The sequence below is a fragment of the Williamsia sp. z71 genome (genome assembly GCF_059553375.1).
Genome location: NZ_JCANWX010000004.1, coordinates 231,486 through 255,639, shown reverse-complemented (window position 1 = coordinate 255,639; position 24,154 = coordinate 231,486). Strand labels below are relative to the sequence as shown.

19 protein-coding genes are annotated in these 24,154 nt (G+C 63.3%); 10 read left to right on the top strand and 9 right to left on the bottom strand.

Annotation, left to right across the window (positions count from 1 at the left end):
• The first annotated feature begins 156 nt into the window (after nucleotides 1–156).
• Both AC51GR_RS11880 and AC51GR_RS11875 read left to right on the top strand, forming a co-directional pair.
• A complete protein-coding gene (locus tag AC51GR_RS11880; protein WP_496324852.1) occupies nucleotides 157–1,323 on the top strand; it encodes a glycosyltransferase family 4 protein in 1,167 nt (388 codons plus the stop codon).
• Nucleotides 1,320–2,948, top strand: a complete 1,629-nt coding sequence (locus AC51GR_RS11875; RefSeq protein ID WP_496324851.1) for a glycosyl hydrolase family 28-related protein — start codon at nucleotides 1,320–1,322, stop codon at nucleotides 2,946–2,948. The genes AC51GR_RS11880 and AC51GR_RS11875 overlap by 4 nt, the downstream gene beginning before the upstream one ends.
• 30 nt (nucleotides 2,949–2,978) lie before the next feature.
• Here AC51GR_RS11875 and AC51GR_RS11870 read toward each other — a convergent pair whose 3' ends face one another.
• Together AC51GR_RS11870 and AC51GR_RS11865 are read right to left on the bottom strand one after the other, a co-directional pair.
• On the bottom strand, nucleotides 2,979–4,448 hold the full coding sequence (locus AC51GR_RS11870) for a tyrosine-protein kinase domain-containing protein (protein WP_496324850.1): 1,470 nt from the start codon (nucleotides 4,446–4,448) through the stop codon (nucleotides 2,979–2,981).
• Nucleotides 4,441–5,802 (bottom strand): hypothetical protein, encoded by a 1,362-nt coding sequence (locus AC51GR_RS11865; protein WP_496324849.1) that lies wholly within the window; start codon nucleotides 5,800–5,802, stop codon nucleotides 4,441–4,443. Before AC51GR_RS11865 ends, AC51GR_RS11870 begins: the two co-directional genes overlap by 8 nt.
• 326 nt (nucleotides 5,803–6,128) lie before the next feature.
• Between AC51GR_RS11865 and AC51GR_RS11860 the strand changes: the two genes are divergently transcribed.
• Entirely contained in the window at nucleotides 6,129–7,328 is a 1,200-nt protein-coding gene (locus AC51GR_RS11860; protein ID WP_496324848.1) for a polysaccharide biosynthesis protein, read from the top strand.
• A gap of 15 nt (nucleotides 7,329–7,343) precedes the next feature.
• Here the strand turns inward: AC51GR_RS11860 and AC51GR_RS11855 are convergent, their stop codons facing one another.
• The 7 genes from AC51GR_RS11855 to AC51GR_RS11825 form a co-directional block, all read right to left on the bottom strand.
• Nucleotides 7,344–8,840: a sugar transferase gene (locus AC51GR_RS11855; protein ID WP_496324847.1), complete on the bottom strand. Its 1,497-nt coding sequence runs from the start codon at nucleotides 8,838–8,840 to the stop codon at nucleotides 7,344–7,346.
• A gap of 139 nt (nucleotides 8,841–8,979) precedes the next feature.
• Nucleotides 8,980–9,681 (bottom strand): GAF domain-containing protein, encoded by a 702-nt coding sequence (locus tag AC51GR_RS11850; RefSeq protein ID WP_496324846.1) that lies wholly within the window; start codon nucleotides 9,679–9,681, stop codon nucleotides 8,980–8,982.
• A 292-nt stretch (nucleotides 9,682–9,973) separates the two neighbouring features.
• Nucleotides 9,974–11,545, bottom strand: a complete 1,572-nt coding sequence (locus AC51GR_RS11845) for an ABC transporter substrate-binding protein (RefSeq protein WP_496324845.1) — start codon at nucleotides 11,543–11,545, stop codon at nucleotides 9,974–9,976.
• Nucleotides 11,546–11,629: 84 nt separating this feature from the next.
• Nucleotides 11,630–12,400 carry an SDR family NAD(P)-dependent oxidoreductase gene (locus tag AC51GR_RS11840; RefSeq protein WP_496324844.1) on the bottom strand — a complete coding sequence of 257 codons (771 nt, stop codon included), beginning with the start codon at nucleotides 12,398–12,400 and terminating at the stop codon, nucleotides 11,630–11,632.
• Between the two features lie 100 nt (nucleotides 12,401–12,500).
• Nucleotides 12,501–13,307 (bottom strand): SDR family NAD(P)-dependent oxidoreductase, encoded by an 807-nt coding sequence (locus AC51GR_RS11835; protein ID WP_496324843.1) that lies wholly within the window; start codon nucleotides 13,305–13,307, stop codon nucleotides 12,501–12,503.
• A 54-nt stretch (nucleotides 13,308–13,361) separates the two neighbouring features.
• Complete coding sequence (locus AC51GR_RS11830; RefSeq protein WP_496324842.1) at nucleotides 13,362–14,186, bottom strand: SDR family NAD(P)-dependent oxidoreductase; 825 nt, start codon at nucleotides 14,184–14,186, stop codon at nucleotides 13,362–13,364.
• Between the two features lie 65 nt (nucleotides 14,187–14,251).
• The gene (locus AC51GR_RS11825) at nucleotides 14,252–16,231 is read right to left on the bottom strand and encodes a flavin-containing monooxygenase (protein ID WP_496324841.1); all 1,980 of its coding nucleotides are present in this window, start codon (nucleotides 16,229–16,231) and stop codon (nucleotides 14,252–14,254) included.
• A gap of 102 nt (nucleotides 16,232–16,333) precedes the next feature.
• On the opposite strand from AC51GR_RS11825, the gene AC51GR_RS11820 reads away from it, so the two are divergent.
• The 7 genes from AC51GR_RS11820 to AC51GR_RS11790 all read left to right on the top strand — a co-directional run bounded on the left by AC51GR_RS11820 (nucleotide 16,334) and on the right by AC51GR_RS11790 (nucleotide 24,067).
• Complete coding sequence (locus AC51GR_RS11820; RefSeq protein WP_496324840.1) at nucleotides 16,334–17,230, top strand: IclR family transcriptional regulator; 897 nt, start codon at nucleotides 16,334–16,336, stop codon at nucleotides 17,228–17,230.
• Between the two features lie 11 nt (nucleotides 17,231–17,241).
• Nucleotides 17,242–18,057: an alpha/beta hydrolase fold domain-containing protein gene (locus AC51GR_RS11815; protein ID WP_496324839.1), complete on the top strand. Its 816-nt coding sequence runs from the start codon at nucleotides 17,242–17,244 to the stop codon at nucleotides 18,055–18,057.
• Between the two features lie 63 nt (nucleotides 18,058–18,120).
• Entirely contained in the window at nucleotides 18,121–19,698 is a 1,578-nt protein-coding gene (locus AC51GR_RS11810) for an AMP-binding protein (protein ID WP_496324838.1), read from the top strand.
• A gap of 430 nt (nucleotides 19,699–20,128) precedes the next feature.
• Entirely contained in the window at nucleotides 20,129–21,085 is a 957-nt protein-coding gene (locus AC51GR_RS11805; protein WP_496324837.1) for an ABC transporter permease, read from the top strand.
• Nucleotides 21,082–21,981, top strand: a complete 900-nt coding sequence (locus AC51GR_RS11800) for an ABC transporter permease (RefSeq protein ID WP_496324836.1) — start codon at nucleotides 21,082–21,084, stop codon at nucleotides 21,979–21,981. Before AC51GR_RS11805 ends, AC51GR_RS11800 begins: the two co-directional genes overlap by 4 nt.
• 28 nt (nucleotides 21,982–22,009) lie before the next feature.
• The gene (locus tag AC51GR_RS11795; protein WP_496324835.1) at nucleotides 22,010–23,074 is read left to right on the top strand and encodes an ABC transporter ATP-binding protein; all 1,065 of its coding nucleotides are present in this window, start codon (nucleotides 22,010–22,012) and stop codon (nucleotides 23,072–23,074) included.
• A 6-nt stretch (nucleotides 23,075–23,080) separates the two neighbouring features.
• Nucleotides 23,081–24,067 (top strand): ABC transporter ATP-binding protein, encoded by a 987-nt coding sequence (locus AC51GR_RS11790; protein ID WP_496324834.1) that lies wholly within the window; start codon nucleotides 23,081–23,083, stop codon nucleotides 24,065–24,067.
• Nucleotides 24,068–24,154: the final 87 nt, after the last annotated feature.

Sequence of the window (24,154 nt, the reverse complement as noted above, 5' to 3'; positions counted from 1 at the left end):
CCCTTCGCTTACCGAGAATGTAACTGAAAATCTTCCGGGCTCCGAAGGAATCCTGGTTCGTTCGTTCCCGAACGTAGCAGTTTTTATTCGAGGTCGCGCATCACACGATACAGGCGATGGTTCAAGCGAATTGTCAGACCTGCGACAATGAATTTCGTGCACACTCCCCGGGTCGGCCATGCGAGCAGCGATCCTGCGTTGTCCGTTGACGTGTTGTTCGACGCCAGGCATATCCGGCAGAGCGGAATCGGGACCTACATCAGGACTCAGATCCCGGTTCTCGAACAGGTGCTCAACGATCGCGGATTTGGCCTCGCCATTCTCGCGGACCCGAACGCACTCCCTGTGACCAGTGCAAATACTCGCGTGGTGTTCTCGGATCCGGCCGACGCCCGGATGTATTCGCTCCAGGAGCAACGTGTGTGGTGGCGGGCATTGGCCGAAACGCGTCCACGGGCATTGTGGGTTCCGCATTACCCATTTCCGCTCGCGCTGTTGGCTCCCCGGCATCGAAAAACTCGATTCTTCTCGACCGTGCACGACACCCTTCATATCGAAGACAACAAATTGAGCGACCAGAATCTGGTCAAGAACGCGTACGCACGAACAATGCTGAAACTCGACGCGCGGCGGACGGCGACAGTTTTCACTCCATCCGAGGTGACCGCGCGATCCGTGGCAACGTTTGCCCCGTCTACCGAGGTGTTGGTGACTCCTATCCCCGTCGACGACATATGGTTTTCTCCGCCGGTGCCGGGACTGTCGCCGATTGAGTCCCCGTACGTGCTGTACGTCGGAAACATCAAACGTCACAAGAACTTGCCGGTATTACTCGAGGCATTTGCGGCGATCTCGGGTTCGGTTCCCCACACGCTGGTGATTGCTGGTGGCGATGAGTCGCTCAGAACACTCGACGACCGGGTCACCCGGCTCGTCGAGAGCCTCGGCGAACGCGTGCAGTTGACGGGCAGGCTTCCGTTCGACCGTCTGCGCGCACTGGTGGCACAGGCGGACTTCCTGGTGATGCCGTCACTGTACGAAGGTGCAGGTCTGCCTCCCCTCGAGGCCATGGCGTCGGGGACCCCCGTCCTGTCGTCGAATATCGCCGTCCTGCAGGAAACATGCGGTGATGGTGCCGACTACTTCGACCCGCACGACTGCCAGGCATTGGCCTGGCTCATGAAGAAGTACTGCGACGACGACGCTGCCAGGGCATTGTTGAGTGATCGCGGCCAGTTGCACGTCAAGCGGCGCCAGGCGGAGATCTCGGCGACAGCAACCGCCGAGGCGATTTGTTCGGCACTCGAGGAGGACACACATTGACTGACAGATCACCGGCACTGTCGCGCCGCCATTTCCTCGGGGCGCTCCCGGTGGCGGTGGTGCTCACCTCGTGTTCTGGTGCGCCGCCGGCGGAATCCACCCGCGATATCCGCCTCGTCGCCGATGACGGAGAGATTCGCGACGTCCGCGATTTCGGTGCTGTGGGGGATGGCGTGCAGGACGATTCCCTTGCCATCCGCAGCGCCGTCGCTGCGCTGAATCCCGGCGACGTCCTATGGTTCCCGGCCGGGACCTACCGCTTTGCCCAGCGTCATCCCGCAGGCAATGCCGCGATCGCGGTTGCGGGTATCTCTGACGTCTCCATCGACTTCGAGGCCGGGGCCGAGTTGTTGATGGACAACCTCGACGGCAACGGCATGGGTACCAGTCACGGCGTCGTGCTGCGCGGTCCGGCCGAACGTGTCTCCTTGAACAACGTGGCGGTGCGTTGGGCCACTGCGCCGGCGCAGCGCTCGATGGGGGACGGTATCCGCGTCGTGGGCTACCCATCGGAAACCGCTGCGGTGCCTGCCGGTTGGACCGGGTCGAATGGCCCGGCGGTTGGGGTGACGCTGCGCAACTGCCGGGTGGAGGCGAGCCCGCAGGCGGGCGTGATCATGATGGGCGTCGCCGACATCACCGTCGACGGCCTTCATGTCGAGGACACCATGGCCGACGGTCTTCATTTCAACGCGTGCCGCCGGGGGACCGTCGAGAACTACTCGGCAACGAATACCGGTGATGACAGCCTGGCGCTGGTGACCTATTACTCTGCACAACCCCAGTACGACAACGCGTCCGAGACGTTCTCGTTCCCGGCTCTGACCGAGTGGTCGAACACCGATTTCGACATCACAGATGTTGTCGTGACCGGTGGCGGAGCAAACGGGATGCGTCTGGCCGGCGTCAACAGATCGACGGTCACCGGACTGGCGGTCAGCGGAAAATCCGCCGGTGCAGGCGTGATGGTCGACTCGGCCTCGGTTGCCTCGACTGCCGGGTGGCACTACGTGGCCAGCCGCGGCGTGACCCTGGATGCACTGACCATCGAGAACTCACACATGGGACTGCATGTGCTCGCACGTCCGAACGGCTCTGTCGGTGACACGTTCAGCCGTTTCGACCTCGATATCTCCGGGGTTGCGGTAACCGACTGCAGTAGTTGGTCCGTACTCATGGAATCGGTTGCAGTCCAACCGGTCACCGGTGTTCAGCTGGCTGATTGCACGGTGATCGACACTGCGATCGCGCAGGGAACCGGGGCCGTGGGGTTACAGACGGCGCAGGGCATGTCGTGGGGAACCGTTTCCATCACGAGCGCGCAGCCCGGGCTGGCCTTCGCTGCCGACAACGCGGAACAGTTCGAGATCGACCAGCTCAATGTGACGGTGACCGGCCCGCCGATCCCCTCTGCAGGCGCTGGGCCGTTCGTCCAGTTCCTTCGCTCGTCCGGCACGGTGTCAACCGCGAATCTGGTCTGGACGCAGGCTCCTTCGTCGTGGCTGCCGATTCTGGTGTACAGCGACAGGTGCGTTGATGGGACGCCCCGCGACACAGAGGTGACCATCGGTGCCGTGACCACCACCCCGCCGAAGGGCGAACCGGTCTTCGTGGCCTGCCGATAGCGGACCGAACGGCGAACGGTCTATCCGTTCTCACACCGGTGAATCGATGGGTCGAGCCTCGGGTGCCAGTAGCCGGGTGGCCGACAACCGTGCGCGTCGGTTGACTCTGCTGCGGAACAGTGGTCGCGGGAAGTCGTTGAGCACAACGCCGCTCACGCATACATCGGCCAACGACAAACGTTCGATTGCCGCACCCACCTCGGCGTACCTGGTGTGGTCGGACCGGGCCACCAACAGAACGCCATCGGCCCATCGCCCGAGCACCAGCGCATCAGACCTGGCCCCCAACGATGCGGTGTCCACGATGAGGTAATCGGCGCGGCTCGCGAGGTCGACCAGTCCATCGCGCATCCTGGCGGTCCCGAGTAGGTCGGATCGGCTGCCCACTGCGGGACCGCCCGAGACCAGCGAGAGCCTCGGATGGCAACTGGTCGAGACGTATCGACCGATATCACCGTCACCCAGGAGGTAGCCGTTCAGTCCGGTTGCGGTGAGTCCGTCCTCGGGTCGGGTGCGATGGCGGTCAGCACTATCCGGGTCGGTCGTGGAGGCATCGACGTAGACCACCTCGTTGCCGCTCTCGGCCAGCGACACAGCCAAGTTTACCGCGACCGCTGTCTTGCCGTCGCCGTCGATGGCGCTCGAGACGATGATGGTCCGGCAGGTGCCCTGACCGGGTTCATGATCGGTGATCAGGGTGCGCAGCCGGCGGAATGCTTCGGCGACCGGGCTGTCCCTCCTGAAGTCGACCAGCCCTGATTCCAAGGCCTTTGCGGCGGGAATGCACGCCGGCACCGGTCCGGACAAGAACTTCGCGAGTGCGCCGGCATCCTGAACCCGTCGGCTCACCTGTGTGCGCAGGTAGGCGTAGAGCAGTCCCACGAGCAGTCCCGCAATCACGCCGAGTGCTGTGTTGCGCACGTACTTCGGGCCGCCCTCGGCATCGTCGGGTGCAGCGGGGCTGATCACCGCCAACCGCACGGGCTCGGTGGCCGCCGCCTCCGGCAGGCCTGTCGGGTCGGGCGCCGATGTGATCCCGTCCAACGTGGCGACGGTTTCGGGCAGTGCTTCGGCCAGTGCGTTGGCGAGCTGGGACGACGTCTCGGCATCCTCTGCGCGCACGGTCACCGTGAGGATCGCGCTACCGATATTTGCGCTGGCTGTGGTCTTTTCGCGGACGTCCGAGAACGACATCTCCAATCCGATGTCGTCCAGCGCGGTTTCGATGACCAGATCAGAGGTCAACAAACTCGTGTACGCATCGGTTCGCTGTCGACTCATGCCGTCGGTGTCACCGAAATGAGGCGTCTGGTAGATCACCGCCGACGATTCGTAGCTCGGTGTTTGTGTGGTCGTCAGAATGGCGCCCAGGGCTCCACCCAGTACGGCGCCGGCGAGCAGGACGATCCACCGATTGCGGACCGCCGCGACCGCCGACCGCAGCCACTCACTGCCCACCGTGGACGGCCGGTATGCCGCACCTGCAGAGTTGCTAGCCAATTGACTTCACATTTCCTTCCGGAACCAAATCCTCCGGTTTCCCGGTGGAGGGCAGTCGTGCTGCCAGGAATGCACAAACAAGCGTCAGGAGGACAAGGAAAATGGTCAGGCCCTGAGTCAGCAATTGAATACGCCACACTTCGGCGAAGCAGTAGGCGAGGACTCCGGCCGATCCGGCAATCACCGGACCGTAGGTCAGGAACCGGCCGAATACGTAACCGGCGAGCGGAAACAACAGCAGCGTGTAGAGCCATCCCCACGCCCCGAAATCTGCATACGTATCTGCGAACTCGGAGTTGGTGGTGAAATTCGGTGCAAATGAGACCGTGAAGTCGTACGAATCCGCGCCCAGCGATTCCTTGGCCCTGACCTCGTGCGCCGGGACCAGGAAGGTCGGCAGCGCCGCCGCCGCGGAGCCGACCACCGAACCGGGGTTGTCGAAGGATCCTCGCATGACGGCGTCCGATACTCCCACCGACACCTGCGCCGGTACGGCCAGGTAGGCGCCCGACTGGTAGAGGTTCATCGCAATCGGATTCGTGACTCCCGCGTCCCGGTAGTAGTTTCCGTTCCGGACGTAGTTGAGCGTGGTGAGCAGCGCGAACATGATCGCAACGGAGACGAGTATGTGCAACGGTCGCATCGATTTCCGGTCGGCGCCGAGTGGTTCTCGGGCCACCGCCGTCTGCAGGACGAGGTAGACCACCACCGCCATCAGCAGGGACAGGCGCGAGGCAATCATGGAGTTCGCCACCAGGAGGCCTACTGCGAACAGTGCGAAGCCCGGATGTAGCACCTTCTTTCGCCACAGATAGATGCTGATCGGCGCCGCGAGGATGGTCGCGTACCGAAGTGTCGCCAGGCCCGCAGAATCCGGAAGTGCCTCCGTGAACGTATTGCCGGCCTGGGTTGTCAGTGCCTCGGTGATCGACGTCGCCGACGCGATGCGGGAATACGCGTACCCGACCCCGGCCGTGGCCACCGCCAGGATGAGAAAGAAATAGCGTCGCTCGAACCCTGCACTGGACGTGCGGTCGACGGACCCCGATGACGGTGTCGTCCCGTGCCCCAGTCGCCAACCGATTGTCGCCAGGACAACAACCGTGATGTACCAGACCGCGAGCAACGTGACGCCGGCAAGTGTGAAAGGCGCCGGTCGAAGGAATCCACGCAAGTCCATCCAGGACCCTGCCGGACATCCGCCCGCCGAACACCAGCCGATCAGCGATGCCCAGGCAATGAATGAACCGAGGACGGGGACCATGATCAATACGGCCGGTGCGAGCCACCACGGCGGTGCACTCCGAAGTGATGAATCCTCGACGGTCACTTTCGGCGAAAAATCAAACCACATATTTGTCTGGATGTTTACTTGCACAATTCAGCGGACGCGCGAGAAAAGTCGGATCATCCGGAACGAATCTCGAACCAACCATCGTCGAGTCCCTCCATCGCAAAAAACAGCTCGATCTCCGCGAGCGCGGCAGCCAATCCGTGGCATACACTACTACAGGTGGAGCGTACCGTTTTTTACAGAAATGCATATCGGCACCGACTGCCGCAAAGTGCTTCCGTTGAATTGAATGCAGCCACGAATAAAACTCGCTCACCGAGGTCTGCAGTGCTCGATGGCCAATTCGGAGAATCCACGATATGGGACGTGTTCGGCGAGGCCGAGGTGTGCTGACGCGCATTCGCTCAGCGATCGACGTGAAGCATGTCGAGCCACTGGTGCAGATTCTCGCCGGGCTGGCGCTCAACGCTTTTCCCGCAGTATTCATCGCCGTCTTCGCGCGCGTTGCGCCCATCGAGCAGCAGGGCCGTCTGGCCGTGTCGCTGGCGATCGGAACCTATGTGGCTCAGCTGCTGTCGGCGTTCGTCGTCGAGTCCCGTCTGGCGACACCGGACGCCGACCACAAGATGAAGATGCCCTGGTGGATGGTGTTGCTGACTTCTGCGTCGGCGATCCTGCTGATCGTGAGTCCCGCGGTGCCGCCGACGGTGATCACACTGATCGGTGTACTGGGCCTGTCGTCGGGCCTGCTGATGGCCCGGACCATCGGGGTTGTGCGGGGCAGATGGAAGCTGGAATCGATTGCCGCAGCGACACTCATGGCGGGTTGCCTGGGTGCCCTGGTCCTCGCGGTGTACGGCAACCCCAACTGTGTCAGGGTGCTGGCAGCGGGCGCCCTGCTGGCCGTTCTCATCAGATGTTGGCCATTACCGGCCCGACGCGACAGTGGATTTCCGCCTGACCTGAGCAAAGCTGCGTGGGTCACCGGCGAAACCGCGACCGTTGGCATGGTGCAGCCGGCGTTGGCGTCCTTCATCCTGGCTGTTCTCGGTCCATCAGCAGCCGTGGGTTTCCGCGTGGTGTCGACCATTTCGGGAATCCTCGAACCGATCCTCGCTTATGGCCGGGTACGCCAACTCGCGCACGGCCACCGCGGTGAGGTGGCCAATGTCGCATTGATCCTGGTGGTCGGTACGGCGGCGATCTTCGGCGGCGCGTACCTGGGCATCTGGAGCCTGATCTTCGGTCCGGCCTGGAGCAGTTCACTGTATGTGGGGCTGGCGGTTGCATGCGGGTGGAAGGCCTGCATGCTGATCACGACCATTCCCTTTGCCGCGCTGCGGCGCGCCGGCCGGACCACGATGGTCTTCTGGCTCAGAGCGGCCAACGCCACGCTCTACGTGGTGTTGGGCCTGGCCTTCTTGTTCGGCTTCGGCTCCGGCACCGCGGTATTCGTCTCGTTTGTCATCACCGAGCTGCTCATGTTCGTGCCGTATCACGTGGCCGCAGCAAGGTTTGCGCCGGAATACAATTCGGCTTTCTCCAACCGTAAGCGAACTCGTGATCTGTCGGTCGGGAAGGCATGAGGACCGTCCCGTGGATCACTCGGCTTTCTTCAGCACTGCCAGCACGGTCAACACCAAGATCTTGAGGTCCAGCCAGAGCGACCAATTCTCGATGTAGTAGTTGTCCCATTCGGCGCGGTCGGCGATGGATGTCTGTCCGCGCAAGCCGTTGACCTGCGCCCATCCCGTGACGCCGGCCTTGACCCGGTGTCGCTCGCCGTATCGGCGGATCTGCGCCTCGAAAAGGGTTACGAACTCCGGGCGTTCGGGCCGAGGACCGACAAGGCTCATCTCACCCCGCAGGACATTGAGCAACTGGGGGAGTTCGTCCATCGACGTCGACCGCATCAGTTTCCCGATCCGTGTCCGTCGATCCACGCCCTCGACGCCTCCCGGTGCACTGCCCGTTTTCGGGATGAACTCCGGTGTGGCGGGATCGGGCAGCCGCATCGACCGGAACTTGAGACAGCCGAAAACCTGCCCGTCACGCCCCACCCGTTGTTGGGCGAAGAAGATCGGCCCGGGGGAACTGAGCCGCACCAGCAAGACGAGCAACAGGAAGATCGGCGAGATCGCCAGCAGGATCAGGCCGGCGGTGATGCGGTCGCTGATGTGTTTGGCCCGGAACTGCCAACCTCGTGGATTGGTGTGGGGCACAGACAACAGGGGCATACCGCCGATGTGGTCGACGGCGCTCTTCGAACCGATCACCTCGTACATGCGGGGTACCACCCACACCCGGAGTCCGTGACGGTGCGCGATGCGGACCGCTGCCGTCAGCATCTCCCAACGAACGTTTGTGAATGCGACGACGAGACGTTCGGCACCGGTGTCGGCGATCGCTTGTTCGAGTTGGTCGACAGTGCCCAGGTGCGGCGCGTGGCGGGTGGCGATTGCCTGGTCACCTCGGGTGGGGGACTCGGCTGACAACACACCGACCGGATGCATGCCGTGTTCGGGAGCCGCGATCATCCGATCGATCACGTGTTGGGTGACCTGACCTGACCCGATGACCAATGTGGGGGACACCAGGTGGGAGCGCCGTTGCAGTCGGCGTTGGATCAACACGCGAACAAGGCGCCCGAAGGGCATGAGGATGCTGGCACACACCCACAGCTTTGCCACGGCTGCCCCGGGCCGATCGGTGATCCCGAGCATGACCAGGTTGCCCAACAACAGCATTGACGCGATCGCAGTGGACGAGAGGATCCCGAAGAACTCGTCGAGGAATCGGCGATTGAGGGAGCGGCGGTACATCGAGCGTGCACCCATCACCACGATCACCGCGGGTACGTAGAGCACAAACCACCACAGGGGTGGATGAGGTGACTGCGATGCGATCACCCACCACCAGGCGAGCGCCACGGCAACTGCTGCGGCCAACGCATCGATCGAAATCGTCGTGATGGTACTGAGGGGATCGGTTCGAATGAGCTCCCCGAAATTCCTGCGGGCCTTTGGGGAAATGGATGGGGCACCGCTGGGGGCCGTTGCGGTTTCGACCTCCAGTAATTGTGGCAATTCCCACTCCATTCATGACAAACCCAGACAAACATCAAATTGGCGCACTCACAATTAACCACACTCTATCTGGGCTGCCGAAATCCCCGCCGGGTTCGAGCACGATTCACTGCTCCCGGTGGTCACACAAATCTATTGCGACGCCAAGATTTCATTGATCGAAGAGCGTGTTCTGAACAACGTGGGCAAGGTCGGTCATGATCTGAATCTCGCCGCTCGACCAATGATGCGGTTGAGTGTCCCAGGCGCAGAGCGTACCGACAGCGTGACCGGCGTCGTCGATGATGGGAATGCCGATGTACGAGCCGACCGCGCCGCTGCGAGCGGCCGAATGATCCGCGAGCACCGGATGGTCGACGATATCGTCGATGATGAGCGGGGCTCCGCCGGCCACCGCGTACACGCACAGCGAATCGGTGAGGGGATACGTCCGCCGGTCCCCGATGTCATCTGAGCGGGAGGCGATCCCGACGGTCACCTGCTCAATGTCGGTGATCATGTTCAGGGCAGCGTACGGAATCCCGATCGCTTCGACGGTCATGCCGACAATCTGATCGATGGCCGGATGAGGTCCCTGCTCGAGCAGCCCGGTCTCGTGAACCGCGCGCAGCCGTTCGCTGTCGTTGAGCACCGACCACGCCGAGGACGGCGCACCGTTCTCGGCCGCCCGCAGTCCTTCGAGGACCGCGATGAGTGCGGGATCGGCATATGCGCCGGTGATCGCAGAGAAGTGATCGCGAGGGCTGCGAACGGATCGCTCCGGGGAATCGGAGGCCCTCTCGGACTGATCACCGGCTCCGTCGTCGCCCGGGTTTGCAGAACCGCTCGCGTCCGTCGAATTCAGGGAAGTCATTTGGCATCTTTCGTGAATCGATAGCAATTGTTTTTACTACCGAGATGGGCTGGCAAGGATATGCGGGTTCCGCGATATTCCGGTCGATCCGAAACCCCGGCCGGCCACGCAGCACCGACATGAGTATGCCGCGAGGTTGCCTTGTGCAAACACTGGGTGATTCGTCACGAGCCGACCTTGACGGTGTGGCGAATGCACCGAAAGGCCCTGGCCTGCATCTCTGCAGGCCAGGGCCTTCGATATGGTCAGACCTGGGACGGCCGAACGTCGTGTCCGGTTGCGTCGCCGCTCGTCAGTCGGTCAGCCACATTTCTTCGGGCAGTGGCGATCCGAGCCCGTACATGACGATGCCTTGCACGTTGTCACCGGCGATCACCGAAGGCGTCGACCGGACGAAGAACACGCCGGGAACAACCTCGGCGATGCGCTCCTGCGCGGTGTCGTAGGCCGCTTTGCGTTCCTCGACGGTTGTGCCGACCCGACCGGCGTCGAGCGCTGCGTCGAGCTGCGGGTCACTGATCCCACTCATGTTGCCCTTCGACTGGGAATGGAAGCTGGTCCACAGTTCGGTGTCCGGGTCCAGGACATTCGCCGAGGTGACCACCATCTGGAAGTCCCGTCCCGCCACGACAGAGCCGATGGCGCTGGAATCGAGGGCATTGATCCCGACCTTGACGTTGTCGAACGCGCTCAGCTGGGCCTGAACCGCCTCGCCGGTCTGCTTGTTCTCCGTGGTCGAGAACGAGGTGAAATCGAACGACACGGGCTTGCCCTCGGCCGCCAGTTCGTCGAACAGGGCCTGGGCTTCGTCTTTGTTGTTCTCGATCAACGGGATATCGCTGTAGAACGGGGAGACCTCAGGAAACAGGGTGGTCGGTACAACACCCGCACCGTTGTAGACGACGGTGTTGATGGTGTCGAGATCCAGGGCGAGTGACACCGCCTTGCGGGCCCGCTCGTCGTCGAATGGTGCGCGACGGGTGTTCATCGCCATGTAGTAGCCACCGCCGGCATCGACGAGTTTGTTTGTGAGTCCGCCACCCTCGGCCTTCTGCAGGTTCGCGGCGTTCGATTCCGAGGCGAGGTCGACGGCGTTGCTCAACACGGCGTTGTATCGCTGGGCGGCGTCCGGGACGAACTGGATCGTGAGTGTGTCGAGGTACGGCTTCGGTGCGTCCCAGTAACCCGGGTTCTTCGTCAGCGTCATCTCGTCCTGGCGGGACCAGCTGGTCAGTGTGAACGGCCCCGCGCCGACCGGCGCCTTGTCGAACTCCTGCTTGCCCTTCTGCAATGCGGTCGGGGATGCGATCCAGTTCAGGGCGCTGGTGACCACCGCTTGGGCGTAGTGCGAGTTCGGTTGGACCATCGTCACTTTCAGCGTCGTCGGGTCGATGACCTCGGTGCCGGCGATCTGTGGACTGACCTTGCTGGCCCCCGCCCCCAGTGCCGGGTCGCGCATGCGTTCCCAGTTGAACTTGACCGCTGCCGCGTCGAGGGGTGTCCCGTCGGTGAACATCAGCCCGGGCCGAAGTTTCATCGTGTAGGTGCTGCCGCCGTCGGTGGTCGAAAAGTCCTCGGCCATCTTGTATTCGATATCCAGCGAGTCGGGTGTGTTGATCATCAGAGTCCCGTAGAGCGCATTGCCGAGCTCGGGTTGACTCGCCCACACATTGCCCAGTGCCGCCGGATCCAGGGTGCGTGGCTCGCTGACCTGGATGATGCGTCCGGCGCCACCGGCCACCGGATCCCCGGCGTCCGCGGACGATCCGCCGGAGGAGTCGGCCGAACCGCATGCGGTCAGCAGGAGGGTCGCAGAACACACCGCAGCAATTGCCGCGGTGAGTAGACGTCGTTGTCGAATCATCGTCGACCTTTCAGTGAATTATCTTGTGGGCGAATCAGATAGAGGAGAGTTGTGAAACGCGAAGGGCGATCCGGGGCCGGCGACTCACATCGGTTCCCGATGCGGGCCGGCGAGCTGGCCACCGTCGACGACGAGAGAGGTGCCGGTGCAGTAGGAACTCTCGTCGGAGGCGAAGAACAGAACTGCGTTGGCGACGTCCTCCGGCTTGCCGAATCGGGCGATCGGTTGCTTCTCCATCGCCGAGACCAGGCGGGTGCGCACCGTTCCGGTGGCTTTGAGCATCATCGGGGTCTCGATGAACCCGGGATGGACGGAGTTGACCCGCACGTTGTACGGGCCGCCCTCGAAGGCAACGGCTTTGGTGAGCCCGGTGACCGCGAACTTGGAGGCGACGTAGGTCGTCATCCCGGCCACGCCGACAAGTCCGTCGATCGACGAGATGTTGACGATCGAACCACCGCCGTTATCCCTCATGATGGGCAGCGCGGCACGTGTGCCCATCCACACCGAGGAGACGTTCAGCTCCATGATGTTGTGATGACCTTCGTAGACCTCGTCGACGATGTTGCCGACACCGCGCCCGCCACCGGCGTTGTTGACGAGCACGCCGGGTGGTGCGAAGTGTTCACTCGTCACCCGTAGCAGCTGATCCCAATCGTCCTGGGAGGTCACGTCGGTGTGCACGAACAGTGCTCCCGCCCCCAGCTCGTCGGCGACCGTCTTGCCCAGTTCGTCATTGACATCGGCGATCACGACGCGGGCGCCCTCACTCAGGAACCGTCGCGCTGTTTCTGCTCCGATGCCGCTGGCCCCGCCTGTCACGACCGCGACTTTGCCTTCAAGCCTTGTGCCCATGTATCCGGTCCTCTTCTCCGCTTCCGCGGATCGCTGTGTTCCGCAGTGGTTTCGCTCCACGGATGGTGTCTGTCGTCGATATCGGTCTTGGTGCCGAGGCCTAGGCCATGAATGAACCACCGTTGACCCGTACCACCTGGCCGGTGATGAACGAGCCCGCCGACGAGGCGAGGTGCAGCGCCGACAACGCGATGTCACGGGTGGTGCCGACCACCCCGAGTGGGGACGCCGTGGTCATCGTCATGATGTACCGCTCCCGCTTGTGGTGATCGATGGAACCGTCGGCATCGGTCCAGTGCTGGTTCGTCATCCCCGTCTCGACCCACCCCGGGGCGATGGCGTTGACCCGGATCCCGGCCGGCCCGAGTTCCAGTGCAAAGGTGCGGGTCAGTTGCACCACACCGCCTTTCGAGATCGCATAGGTGACGCGTCCGGGACTGGACCGGTCGACGATGGCCGAGGTGAGATTGATGATGCTCCCGCCGGCCGGCATGACCCGCCCCGCCGCCTGGCAGGCGAAGAAGGTGCCGCCGACGTTGATGCGAAGTACCTTCTCGAGTTCCTCCGGCGTCACCTCGAGTGCATTTCGCATGATCATGATGCCGGCGGCGTTGACGAGGATGTCCAGCCGACCATGTTGGGCGACAACATCTTCGACCGTTCCGGACACCGCTGCGGGATCGGCGACGTCCAGGTGGCGCGTGGTGATGCAGAGACCCACCGCCTCGGCGCGTGAACGGGTTTGTGCCAGTCCGGATTCGTCGACGTCCGTGGCAATCACCTGCGCACCCGCCGACGCGAGCACAATTGCCGTCTCCTGACCGATGCCACCACCCCCGCCGGTGATCAGCGCGACTTTGCCGGTGACGAGATAGGCGTCCGTCACGGCCGGGATCTGGCTGGTCATACGATGCTCCGTTCCGGCCGCGAGGGCCCGATCACTGAAGTTCAGCCGGTCGAGCTAGGACGTCGCGTTCGAGAATGCGGCGTTGCGGCCGATCTGGTCCTCGGTCATGCGCCAGGGACTCTGGATCACTGCGCCACCATCGACGATGAGCGTCTGACCGGTGATCTTCGAGGAGAGCCCGGAAGCGAGAAACAGGACAGCATCGGCGATGTCGCGGCCACGTGGCGGCGCGAGTGCATTGACGACGTCCTCGCCGAACGGGATCTCCGGGAGATCCCAGTTGCCGCCGCCGACGTTGCCGGGGGCGATCGAATTGGCCCGTACGCCGCGTTCGCCGTATTCATCGGCGATCGTCTTCACGAGCGAGACGACGCCGGCCTTGGCCGCTCCGTAACCGGCGTGGAAGCGGGACGAACCGATACCGTCGACGGAGGTGATCGCGATGAGTGAGCCGCCGGTGGCGTTCCGGATCAGGTGCGGGATGGCAGCTTTGAACACATAGAAGACCTGCGTGAGATTCAGGCGGATCTGCGCGTCCCAGTCGTCGTCCGGGATGTCGGCGACCTTGCTCCACATGGCGCCGCCGACGATGTCGACGCACACGTCCAGTCCGCCCATGTGTGCGGCGGCCTCGTCGACCGCCCGTCGCGCCTCACCGGAGTCGAGTACATCGGCGACGATCGCGAATGCCTTACCGCCCTCGGCTGCGATCTCCCGGACGATCTCGTCGGCGCGGTCGGCGTCCTTGTCGACGCAGGCGACTGTGGCGCCGGCGCGGGCCAGCTGCAGCGCGGAGCCACGCCCGTTGCCGGCACGCATCGGGATGAACCCCGCACCGATGACAATGGCGCGGGCGCCGTCCAGTCCTAGATCGATCATGTGTTCTCTTCGCTTTCTGTTGGTCGGTGCGGCAGACGTCGGATCGTGGTGTGTGCCGGGACGCCTCAGGCAACCGTTTCGAGTTTGTCGTTGTCGTCGGGCGAGCTGCCATCCGAAGTTGCCTGCGCGGCAGCGGAAAACATGAAGTCGGACCGATTGAGATGCAGTAGCCGCGTTGCGAGCTCCAAGCCTGACAGCGGAGTGCTCGTTCCGAGCCGCCCGTGTTCGTTGACGTAATAGTTTCGGGTCGGATTCGCGGCGGGATCGAGCCAGATGAGTTTGCTCGCCTCTTCGTCGACTGCGTTGTTGTATTCCCAGAACGCCTCCTCGGTGACCTCGGCGCAGGTGTTGCCGTCCTCCACGACGGCAACGATGACCCTGGCGATGTACCCGACCCAGGACTCCATCCACGCGGGCAGTCCGCCGACACCGATGCCGCCGCCGGTGGCCGGCTGCGCGTTGGGTCCGTAGAGCACGAACAGGTTCGGGAACTCGGGAATCGCGAGACCGAGGAAGGCCCGCGGTCCACCCGGCAGGTTCCAGCGGTCTTCGATGCTCACACCGTCGCGTCCCCGGAAGTCGATCGGCCACAGCCACTTCGTCACCTCGAAGCCAACAGCGCTCAGTACCATGTCGATTCGTCTCTCGGTGCCGTCGGCGGTGACGATCCCGTGCTTGCTGAATCTCTCGATGCCGTCGGTCACCAGTTCCACGTTGTCCCGGGTGAGCGATCGGTACCATCCGTTGTCCACCACCGGCCGTCGGGCTGCGGGGGTGTAATCGGGCACGAGTTTGTCGACCAGATCGGCCCGGTTGTCGACCTGGGATCGGATGTACTGGGTCAGATTCTCCCGCAGTCGGTCGTTGCTCTTGCTGAAAATGCCTCCGGCAGCGCGCCATTCGGGGTCGGGCTGGATCGTGTCGCGGGGGTTGTTGGGTTTGAGCGCGGTGGTGCGGGCCCAGTTCCAGTAGTGCGGGATGTTGTCGAGAATCCACCGCATCTCCGGGCTCACCGTTTCGCCGTATCCCTCTCGGGGTGCGATCCACTGCGGTGTCCGCTGGAAGACGTGAACCTGCTCGGCGTCTTCGGCGATCCGCGCCAGGATCTGGACGCCGGTGGAACCGTTGCCGATGATGGCAACCGATTTGCCGTTCGCGCTGTGCTGGTCCGTCCACTCGGTCGTGTGGAGGACCTCACCGGTGAAGTCGCCGATGCCCTCGGTGTCGAGTCTTTTGGGAGTCGAGAACAACCCGGTGGCGGTCACCACGAAATTACTGTCGATGTGCTGGGACAGACCATCTCGGTCGGCCACCTGCAGGGACCACATCGACGACGACTCGTCGAACTCCGCGGCCTGCACCTCGTGTTCGAACCTGATGTTCTCGAATACGTGGTATGTCTTCGCCACCATCTCGAGATAGCCGCGCACCTCGGGTTGCCGGGCGAACTGCTCGGTCCACGGATGGTTCTTCACGAAGCTGTATTCGTATGTGGTGCTTGCGGTGTCGACCCGCGCATCCGGGTAGGTGTTGATGGCCCAGGTGCCGCCGACATCGGGGCGCCGCTCGTAGATCACGTACGAGATGCCGAGTTGCTCGAGCTGGACGGCCATCGCGATTCCGCACAGGCCTGCGCCGATGATGACAACCGTGAACTCGTCCGCGCGGTCGGGGCGCTGGTCGGTCCACTGCGTGAACAGCGGGAATTCGTCCACCGCGGGCATGGTCCGCGCCACCGCGAACTCCGCGTCGGTGAGCTCCTGACCCAGGGCGAGCTCCATCATCGAGCGGAGTTCGTCCTCGCCGAGTTCTCGCGGGATGTACGTCGCGGCCTGGGTTGCGACGAACTCTTCGGCTTTGCGGAACAGGTCCGCGCGAGAGTCCTCGGCAATCGTCATCTCGAACGCGGCGCCACTTCTGATGGGTACCAGTTCGAGCTTCATCGCTGCGAGCTCCTGATCGCCTGTTGCGTGCAGCAGTGCCAGGCGCAGGGCGTGCAGATTTGAACATTCCAACGCTTTTCGGGTGAAGGCGGTATTTGCCATTTCCTACCTTTTTTCAGCATTTCGAAATCAGTTTCGGAACTTGGTGGATTACGCTAGCCTGAGACAAACATCACGTCAACGATTTGGCATAGAAGGAATTGGATGTCCCTCTCGGCGCGACGCGCACTACAAGTACTGGACTTTCTGACGGTGAACGAGCGCGGCACATTCACCCTCAGTGAGCTCTCGAAGGCTCTGGATGTGAGCCCGGGTTCGATGTTCGCGGTGCTCAAGGCGATGGGCGACGGGGGTTATGTGTCGCGGCACCCTCGCCACAAGACGTACACACTCGGTCCCGCCGTGCTCGCTGCCGGCCACGCCGCCGCCGGCGCCAATCCGGTGATCGGAATGGCGCGCCAGGAGCTGGCCGCGCTGGCGGCGTCGACCGGTCATGAGTGTTCGGGCACCGTGATGGTCGGCCGGGACATCCTGTGTATTGCGGTCGAAGGCAAGCCGACCGGGCGACAGCTCGAGCTCGCCCCGGGGCAGCGCATACCGCTGCAGCCCCCGTTCGGGCAGCCCTTCATGGCGTGGATGGCGCCGGCGGAGTTGCGGGAGCGAATCCTGGAAATGCCGGCAGATCTGCATGAACGGGTGACCGACTACCTTCAGTCGTACGGTCCGGCGGTCCGGCAACGGGGTTACACGGTCGGCCTGGACGATCCGAATCCCGTGCGTCGCTCGCTGACCCATGACCTCGCCGAACGCCCGAATGATCTCGGACTGCGCGAAGCCCTGCTCGAACAGTTCTTCGACGACCAGCCCAACTATGCGGTCCTGGAGGTAGATCCGGATGCCGAGTACACCGTCGGGAACATCGCGGCTCCGGTCTTCGACCCCGACGGCCGGGTTGTCTTCTGCCTCACCCTGCTTCACCTCGGCAAGCTCGTCGGGAAAGAGATCGCGACGGCGGCGCAGCCCGTCATCGCCTCGGCGCAGTTGTTGACGAGACAGATCGGCGGTCGTGCGCCGACCCATGACTGGAATGAACCTCTCTGACAAGGCGGAAAATGACCGAAACAGACCATCTGACAGTCGATCCGGACGTCGTGGCGGAGATCGAGGAACTCGAGTTGGCCGGTGTCCCCGTTTTGCGGATCCGGCCACCCGGAGCGAGCGCCGACACCGCGTTGTTGCACTTCCACGGGGGTGGCTACCGCAAGGGTTCCCCGCAGATGTTCGCAGACAGTGTCTCTCGGATCGCAGCTGCCTGTCAGACCCAGGTGTTCTCGGTGGGTTATCGCCTCTCGACCGAGTGTGCGTTCCCGGCCGCGGTGGATGACGCGCTGACCGCTTATCGGGCGGTCGCCGAGCAGATCGGTCCCGACCGGTTGGTGTTGTGGGGTGATTCCGCGGGCGGGGGATTGGCCGCGGCGCTGTTGCTGCGGCTGCGGCAACTGGAGATCCCGGCCCCCGCCGGCGCGTTTCTCTTCTCGCCATGGGCCGACCTGCGCAACACTGCCGCAAGCTTCACCGAGAACGCGGCGACCGACGCCCGCTTCTCACTAGACCAGGCGACCGAAGCCGCAGCGGGTTATCTTGCCGGGAGCCCGGTGAACGATCCGCTGGCTTCACCCGTGCTCGGAGATTGGGTCGGCCAGCCACGAATCATCGTGCAGGTCAGCGATTCCGAGGTACTCCGGGACGATTCTCTTCTGCTGTGTCGCGTCGCTGCCGAGGCCGGGGTCGATGTGCGGTTGAAGGTACACGAGGGTCAACCGCACATCTGGAATCTCTCGTACCCCTCAACCCCCGCTTCGAACCTCGCCATCGACTACATGGTCGAGCAACTCGGTGAGTTGCTGGATCCCACTGCCCAAATCTGAGCCGAACTCACCTCGGCAGGCTCGCCGCTCGATCTACAGATCGTGAAAGGAACTGTGAAACAGATGGATTCGACGCAGAACACGATTGCGGTTCGGCACGTCCCCGACCACCTCAGGCTGCACTACGAGTCGATGGGGTGGTGGACGGACGAGTCGCTGGGTGAGATTCTCGGTAGGGGTTTGAAGGACTCTGCCGGTGTTCACTTCCGGATTCATTCGAAGGTGCGCCCGTACTCGGGAACATTGGCAGACGTCGAGCTGGTCGCCCGCCGGCTCGCGGCCGGGTTGCGGGCCCGCGGTGTCCGCGCCGGCGATGTCGTCGCCTTTCAGCTCCCGAACTGGATGGAGGCCGCAGCCACCTTCTGGGCGTCGTCGTTTCTCGGCGCAGTGGTCGTACCGATCGTGCATTTCTATGGCCCAAAGGAATTGGGCTTCATACTCGAGCGCGCCAGACCGCGGGTGTTCATCACTGCCGAGCGGTTCGGCCGGATGACATACGTTCCCGAGGTCAGTGCAGCTGTGCCGATCGTCGGTGTGGTCGGCCTGAACTTCGATGACCTGCTCGAAGACGTTCCGATGGCGGGCGCCCTCGAGGTCGATCCCGCCAACCCGGCACTGATCGCCTACACCTCCGGGACGACGCGTGATCCGAAGGGCGTCATCCACACTCACCAGACGCTCGCGTTCGAGACCCGCCAACTGCTGTCCAACTATCAGTCGGATCGGGGCCGGCAACTGACCGCGCTGCCGGTCGGGCACTTCATCGGCATGCTGGGGGCTTTTCTGGTGCCGGTTCTGGAGGGCACGCCGGTCGACCTGTGTGATGAATGGGACCCGACCCGGGTGATCGCCCTGATGGATTCCGATGGTGTTGCGATCGGCGGTGGGCCGACGTACTTCGTCACGAGTCTGTTGGACCATCCCGACTTCACGCCCGCCCATCTGAACTACCTCAAGTACATCGGCCTCGGCGGGTCGACTGTTCCCGCCGCGGTCACCCGGCGTCTTTCCGACCTGGGCATCATCGTCACCCGGTCGTATGGGAGTACCGAACATCCGTCGATCACCGGTTCGGTCACCACTGCTCCCGAGGACAAGCGATTGCTGACCGACGGTAACCCGAAGCTGGGTGTCGAGATCAGATTGGGAGACGACGGCGAAATCCTCAGTCGGGGACCGGATCTGTGCCTGGGTTATACCGATCCGGAGCTGACGGCACAGGCGTTCGACGACGACGGTTGGTACCGCACCGGTGACATCGGCGTGATCGACGACGACGGCTATCTGATGATCACAGATCGTAAGTCGGACATCATCATTCGCGGCGGCGAGAATGTCAGCGCCGCGCAGGTGGAGGACGTCCTGCTCGAGATGCCCGCGATCGCGGAGGCAGTTGTCGTCGCGGCGCCGGACAAACGATTCGGCGAACGCACGGCCGCCGTCGTGCGAGTCAAACCCGGACTGGTGATGCCGACGCTTTCCGAGGTCCAACAGCATTTCGCCGACGCCGGAACCGCCAGGCAGAAGTGGCCGGAGGAACTGCACGAGGTGGAGGACTTCCCGCGGACCGCGTCCGGCAAGGTCCAAAAACACCATGTGCGACGGCAGATCGCCGATCTCCACGCCGAAGGCGCCAGATGAGATCACAAGAGCTCGAACATCAGAGCCTGTCGGAATCGACCGGCCGTATCGCATACTGCAGCTTTCAATATGGTGTGGTGGCGCCTATTCGGCGCGCCGATTTGAATATTTGATCGGTATCGCCCTTTCACGATCGCGTGCATCTTTCGGCATTCCTCATGCTCGAAATCAAGGCCGTTCGGCTCCGTGGCCATTTCTGTTTCGTGTGCCACAGATGTCTTCGTCAGAAAAGTCCGATTCGGGTATTGCCATCGAGAGTGGCGCTCTTCTATGGTGAGAACACACCGCAGTGCGGCGTAGATCACACAGCCCAGCGAAAGCGCTGGGAGTCACATCGCGTGGAGCACAGCCCATTTCACGCGCGCATCGAGATGGCCCGGCACGTCGCTGATTCCTCCAGGCGTCTGCTCAGGACGAAAGTTGACTATCAATGCTTCACACAATTGCGACGCGTCTCGGGCGCAGCATTGCGGTGGTCTTACTGGTGACCATTGCAGTGGTGGGTTTGCTGAGTTTGGCCCCCGGTTCTGCATCGCAGGTCATTCTCGGCGACAATGCGACCCCGGAAGCCGTTGCGGAAATGGATGCGGAACTGGGGCTTGATCAGCCGGTGTGGTCGCAGTACCTGGACTGGTTGGGCAACGCGGTGACCGGCGATCTCGGTACCTCACCCCTGACCAATCAATCTGTCTCGGAGGCGATCTTCGAGCGGCTGCCGGTGACGTTGGAGCTGGCGGCATTGGGCTTGTTGATCGCCCTGTTCGTCTCGATCGTGATGGGCGTGATCTCGGCGTCGCGGCCGGGGTCGGCAGTCGACCGCGGTATCAATGCGCTGTCGGCGGTGTTCTTGTCGGTACCGGCATTCATCGCAGGTCCCATCCTCATCTACTTCTTCGCGATCCAGCTGCAGATTTTTCCGGTGCTGGGCTGGTCCGATATCAGTGACGGGCTGAGCGCGAACCTGCAGAGCGCGCTGTTGCCGGCGATCGCGATCGCATTGACCGAGATCGCCTCATTCCACCGGTTGCTGCGCACGGACTTGATCAGCACGCTCGGCGAGGACTACATCGCCGCGGCCCGCGCGAAAGGGATGTCGCGCACCTACGTCATGTTCCGGCACGCCTTCCGGCCGTCGTCGTTCTCACTGATCACCCTGGCGGGTATCAACCTGGGCCGGCTGATCGGCGGCACCGTGATCGTCGAGACCCTGTTCGGCCTACCGGGTTTGGGGCAGCTGATCGCCGCATCCATCACCACCCGCGACCTGATCATGGTGCAGGGCATCGTGGTGTTCGTCGCGGTCGTCTACGTCACCATCAACACCATCGTCGATCTGAGCTACGGACTGATCGACCCACGCGTCCGGAAGGTGGCGGCCACCGCATGACCGACATGATTTCCAAAGAATCCATTCCCACCGTCGGCCCGCCCACGCCGGCACCGGAGTTGGTCGTCCCCACGATTCGCAAACCCCGGTCGGTTCTGGTGTACCTGTCCGTGGGCTGGCTGGTGGCACTCATCTTGGCCGCGCTGTTCGCCGACCTGCTTCCCATCGCCCCCTACGACACCCCGGTGGGCGCACCGCGCCTGAAGCCCGCGTTCGGGTCGCTCGATCTGATCCTGGGCACCGACAACTTCGGACGCTCAGAACTGTCTCGCATCATCTACGGTGCTCGCGTCTCGCTGGTCGTGGGAACCGTTGCCGGACTGATCGGGTTCATCATCGGGTCGTTGATCGGGTTGGTCGCCGGCTACTTCGGCCGTCACCTCGACAACGGCATCTCTCTGCTGGCCGACGCCATGCTCGCTTTCCCGCCACTGATCCTGTTGCTGGCACTGGCCTCGATCTTCGAACCCAGCATCACGACCATGCTCGCCGGACTGACCCTGGTCGTCATCCCCGCGTTCATCCGCCTTTCCCGGGCCAACACGATGGCGTGGTCGTCCCGCGAGTTCGTCCGGGCCGCAAAGAACATGGGCGCAGGCCACTCCCGGATCCTGTTCAAGGAGATCCTGCCCAACGTCATCGCACCGCTGGCCTCGTACCTGCCCATCGTGATGGCCGCGCTTATCGTGGCCGAAGGCTCCCTGAGCTTTCTCGGCCTGGGCATCCCACCGCCCACACCGAGCTGGGGCGGCATGATCAGCGATGGCAAAGACGCGCTCGCAACGTCGCCACACCTGGTCTTCGTGCCATCGCTGGCCATCTTCTTCACCGTCTTCGCCCTCAACCAGCTCGGCGATCACCTGCGAATCAAGTTCGACAAGACAATTCAGCACTGAGACATGATCGAGTCCAGGAAGAGTGACCATGAGCGTTGAGTCCGAGATGGAACGGCCCCGCACCCCGCCAGACCTCGCCGAAGTGCGCCCTACCGGGCCGCTGCTCGAGGTGAACAATCTTCGGGCATACATCGGTACCGCTCGTGGGACGGTTCGGGCAGTCGACGATGTATCGCTCTGTCTCGGCACCGGTCAGGCGCTGGGAATCGTGGGGGAGTCCGGCTCCGGCAAATCGGTGATGGCGCGGGCCATCATGGGTTTGATGCCGCCGCGCTCGGCACGTTCGGGAGAGGTGACCTTTCAGGGCCGGGATCTGTTGGCGCTGAACAAAAAAGAAAAGCTGGAGATCTGGGGCAAACAGATCGCCATGGTGTTCCAGGACCCGGGCCGCTCCCTGAATCCGGTGGTGCGGGTGGAGCGTCAGCTCACCGAGGGCATGCGAAAGCACCTGGGCGTCAGTCGCTCCGAGGCGAACAGCCGGGCACTCAACCTCCTGCAAGAGGTGGGGGTGCCCGATCCGCAGCGTCGGCTACGGAACTATCCGCACGAGATGTCGGGCGGGATGCGCCAGCGGGTGATGATCGCGATCGCGCTGGCGTGCGAGCCGGACCTGCTGATCGCCGACGAACCGACGACCGCGCTCGATGTGACCATCCAGCGCCAGATCCTGGACCTGCTGCGTCGGGTGCAACGCGAACGTGACATGGGCATGATGCTGATCAGCCACGACTTGGCCGTCGTGGCCGGGCGAACCGATCGGGTATCGGTCATGTACGCGGGAAGACTGGCCGAAGTCGGCTCCACCCGTGAGGTTTTCGAGGCGCCGATGCATCGTTACACCCACGCGCTGCTGGGCGCCACACCGACGATCGACCATGCCCGGCATGCGCCGCTGCGGGTGATCTCCGGATCGTTGCCCGACCCCACCGGGCCACCACCGGGGTGCCGGTTCGCGCCGCGGTGTGAACATGGGCAATCCGACTGCCTCACACCGGGTCCGACGCTGCAATCCGTCGGTGGCGATCATGCGGTGGCCTGTCTGTATCCGGTCCAGCCCCAGCCCGTCAAAACTCTCGAACTGTCAGGAAGGTAGAACCCCATGGCCGGCAGCGGCACCGCACATCTCCGCGGCGATCAGGCTCTCCTGCGCGTCGAGGACCTCGTCGTCGAATATCCGACCAGCGCCGGCACCGTACAGGCGGTGTCAAAGATCAGCTTCGACGTCCTGCCCGGTGAAACCCTGGGTATCGTCGGCGAATCCGGCTGCGGCAAGTCGACAACCGGGCGGGCGGTGCTGCGCTTGGACCGGGTCACCGCGGGCCGGATCCGGTTCGGTGAGGACTGGATCGAAAAAGCTGATGAAAAGGCCATGCGCGTGCTTCGGCGCGATATGCAGATGATCTTCCAGGATCCGGTCAGCTCCCTGAACCCGCGTCGATCCGTCAAAGACATCGTCGTGGAAGGGATGGCGGTGGCGGGTGCTCCGAAAGCCGACCGCGCCACCACTTCGGCACAGGTTCTCGATTCGGTCGGGCTGTCTCCGGAACGCTATTCCGACGTCCTCCCACGAGCGCTGTCCGGCGGTCAGGCCCAGCGGGTCGCCATTGCCCGCGCGCTGGCGCTGAACCCGCGGCTGCTGATCTGCGACGAACCCGTCTCCGCACTCGATGTGTCGGTCCAGGCCCAGATCCTCAATCTCATCGAAGAACTCAAGGCCGAGTTCGATCTCACCGTCGTCTTCATCGCCCACGACCTCGGTGTCGTGCGCACGGTCAGCGACAACGTCATGGTGATGTACCTGGGTAAGGTCTGCGAGTTCGGCGACTCGATTCTGGTGTACGACAACCCGGCCCACCCCTACACCCGCGCCCTGCTGGATTCGGTGCCGTTGACCGACCCTGACAAGGGTTTCGCCGGGCCGGCACTCGAGGGCGACGTACCGTCGCCCCTGGCACCGCCGACCGGATGCCGCTTCCGCACCCGCTGCCCCAACGCTCAGGACCTCTGCGCCACAACGGAACCCGAGGTCAGGGAGATCCGTTCCGGACAGTTCGCCGCCTGTCATTTCCCGCTGGAGTCGGCCTAGCGGCGCAAGCCACTCCATCCACAGCGAATCCGCTCCAGTTGCATGGTGCTGCAACTGGAGCGGATTCGTAAAGGTGGAGCGGATCAG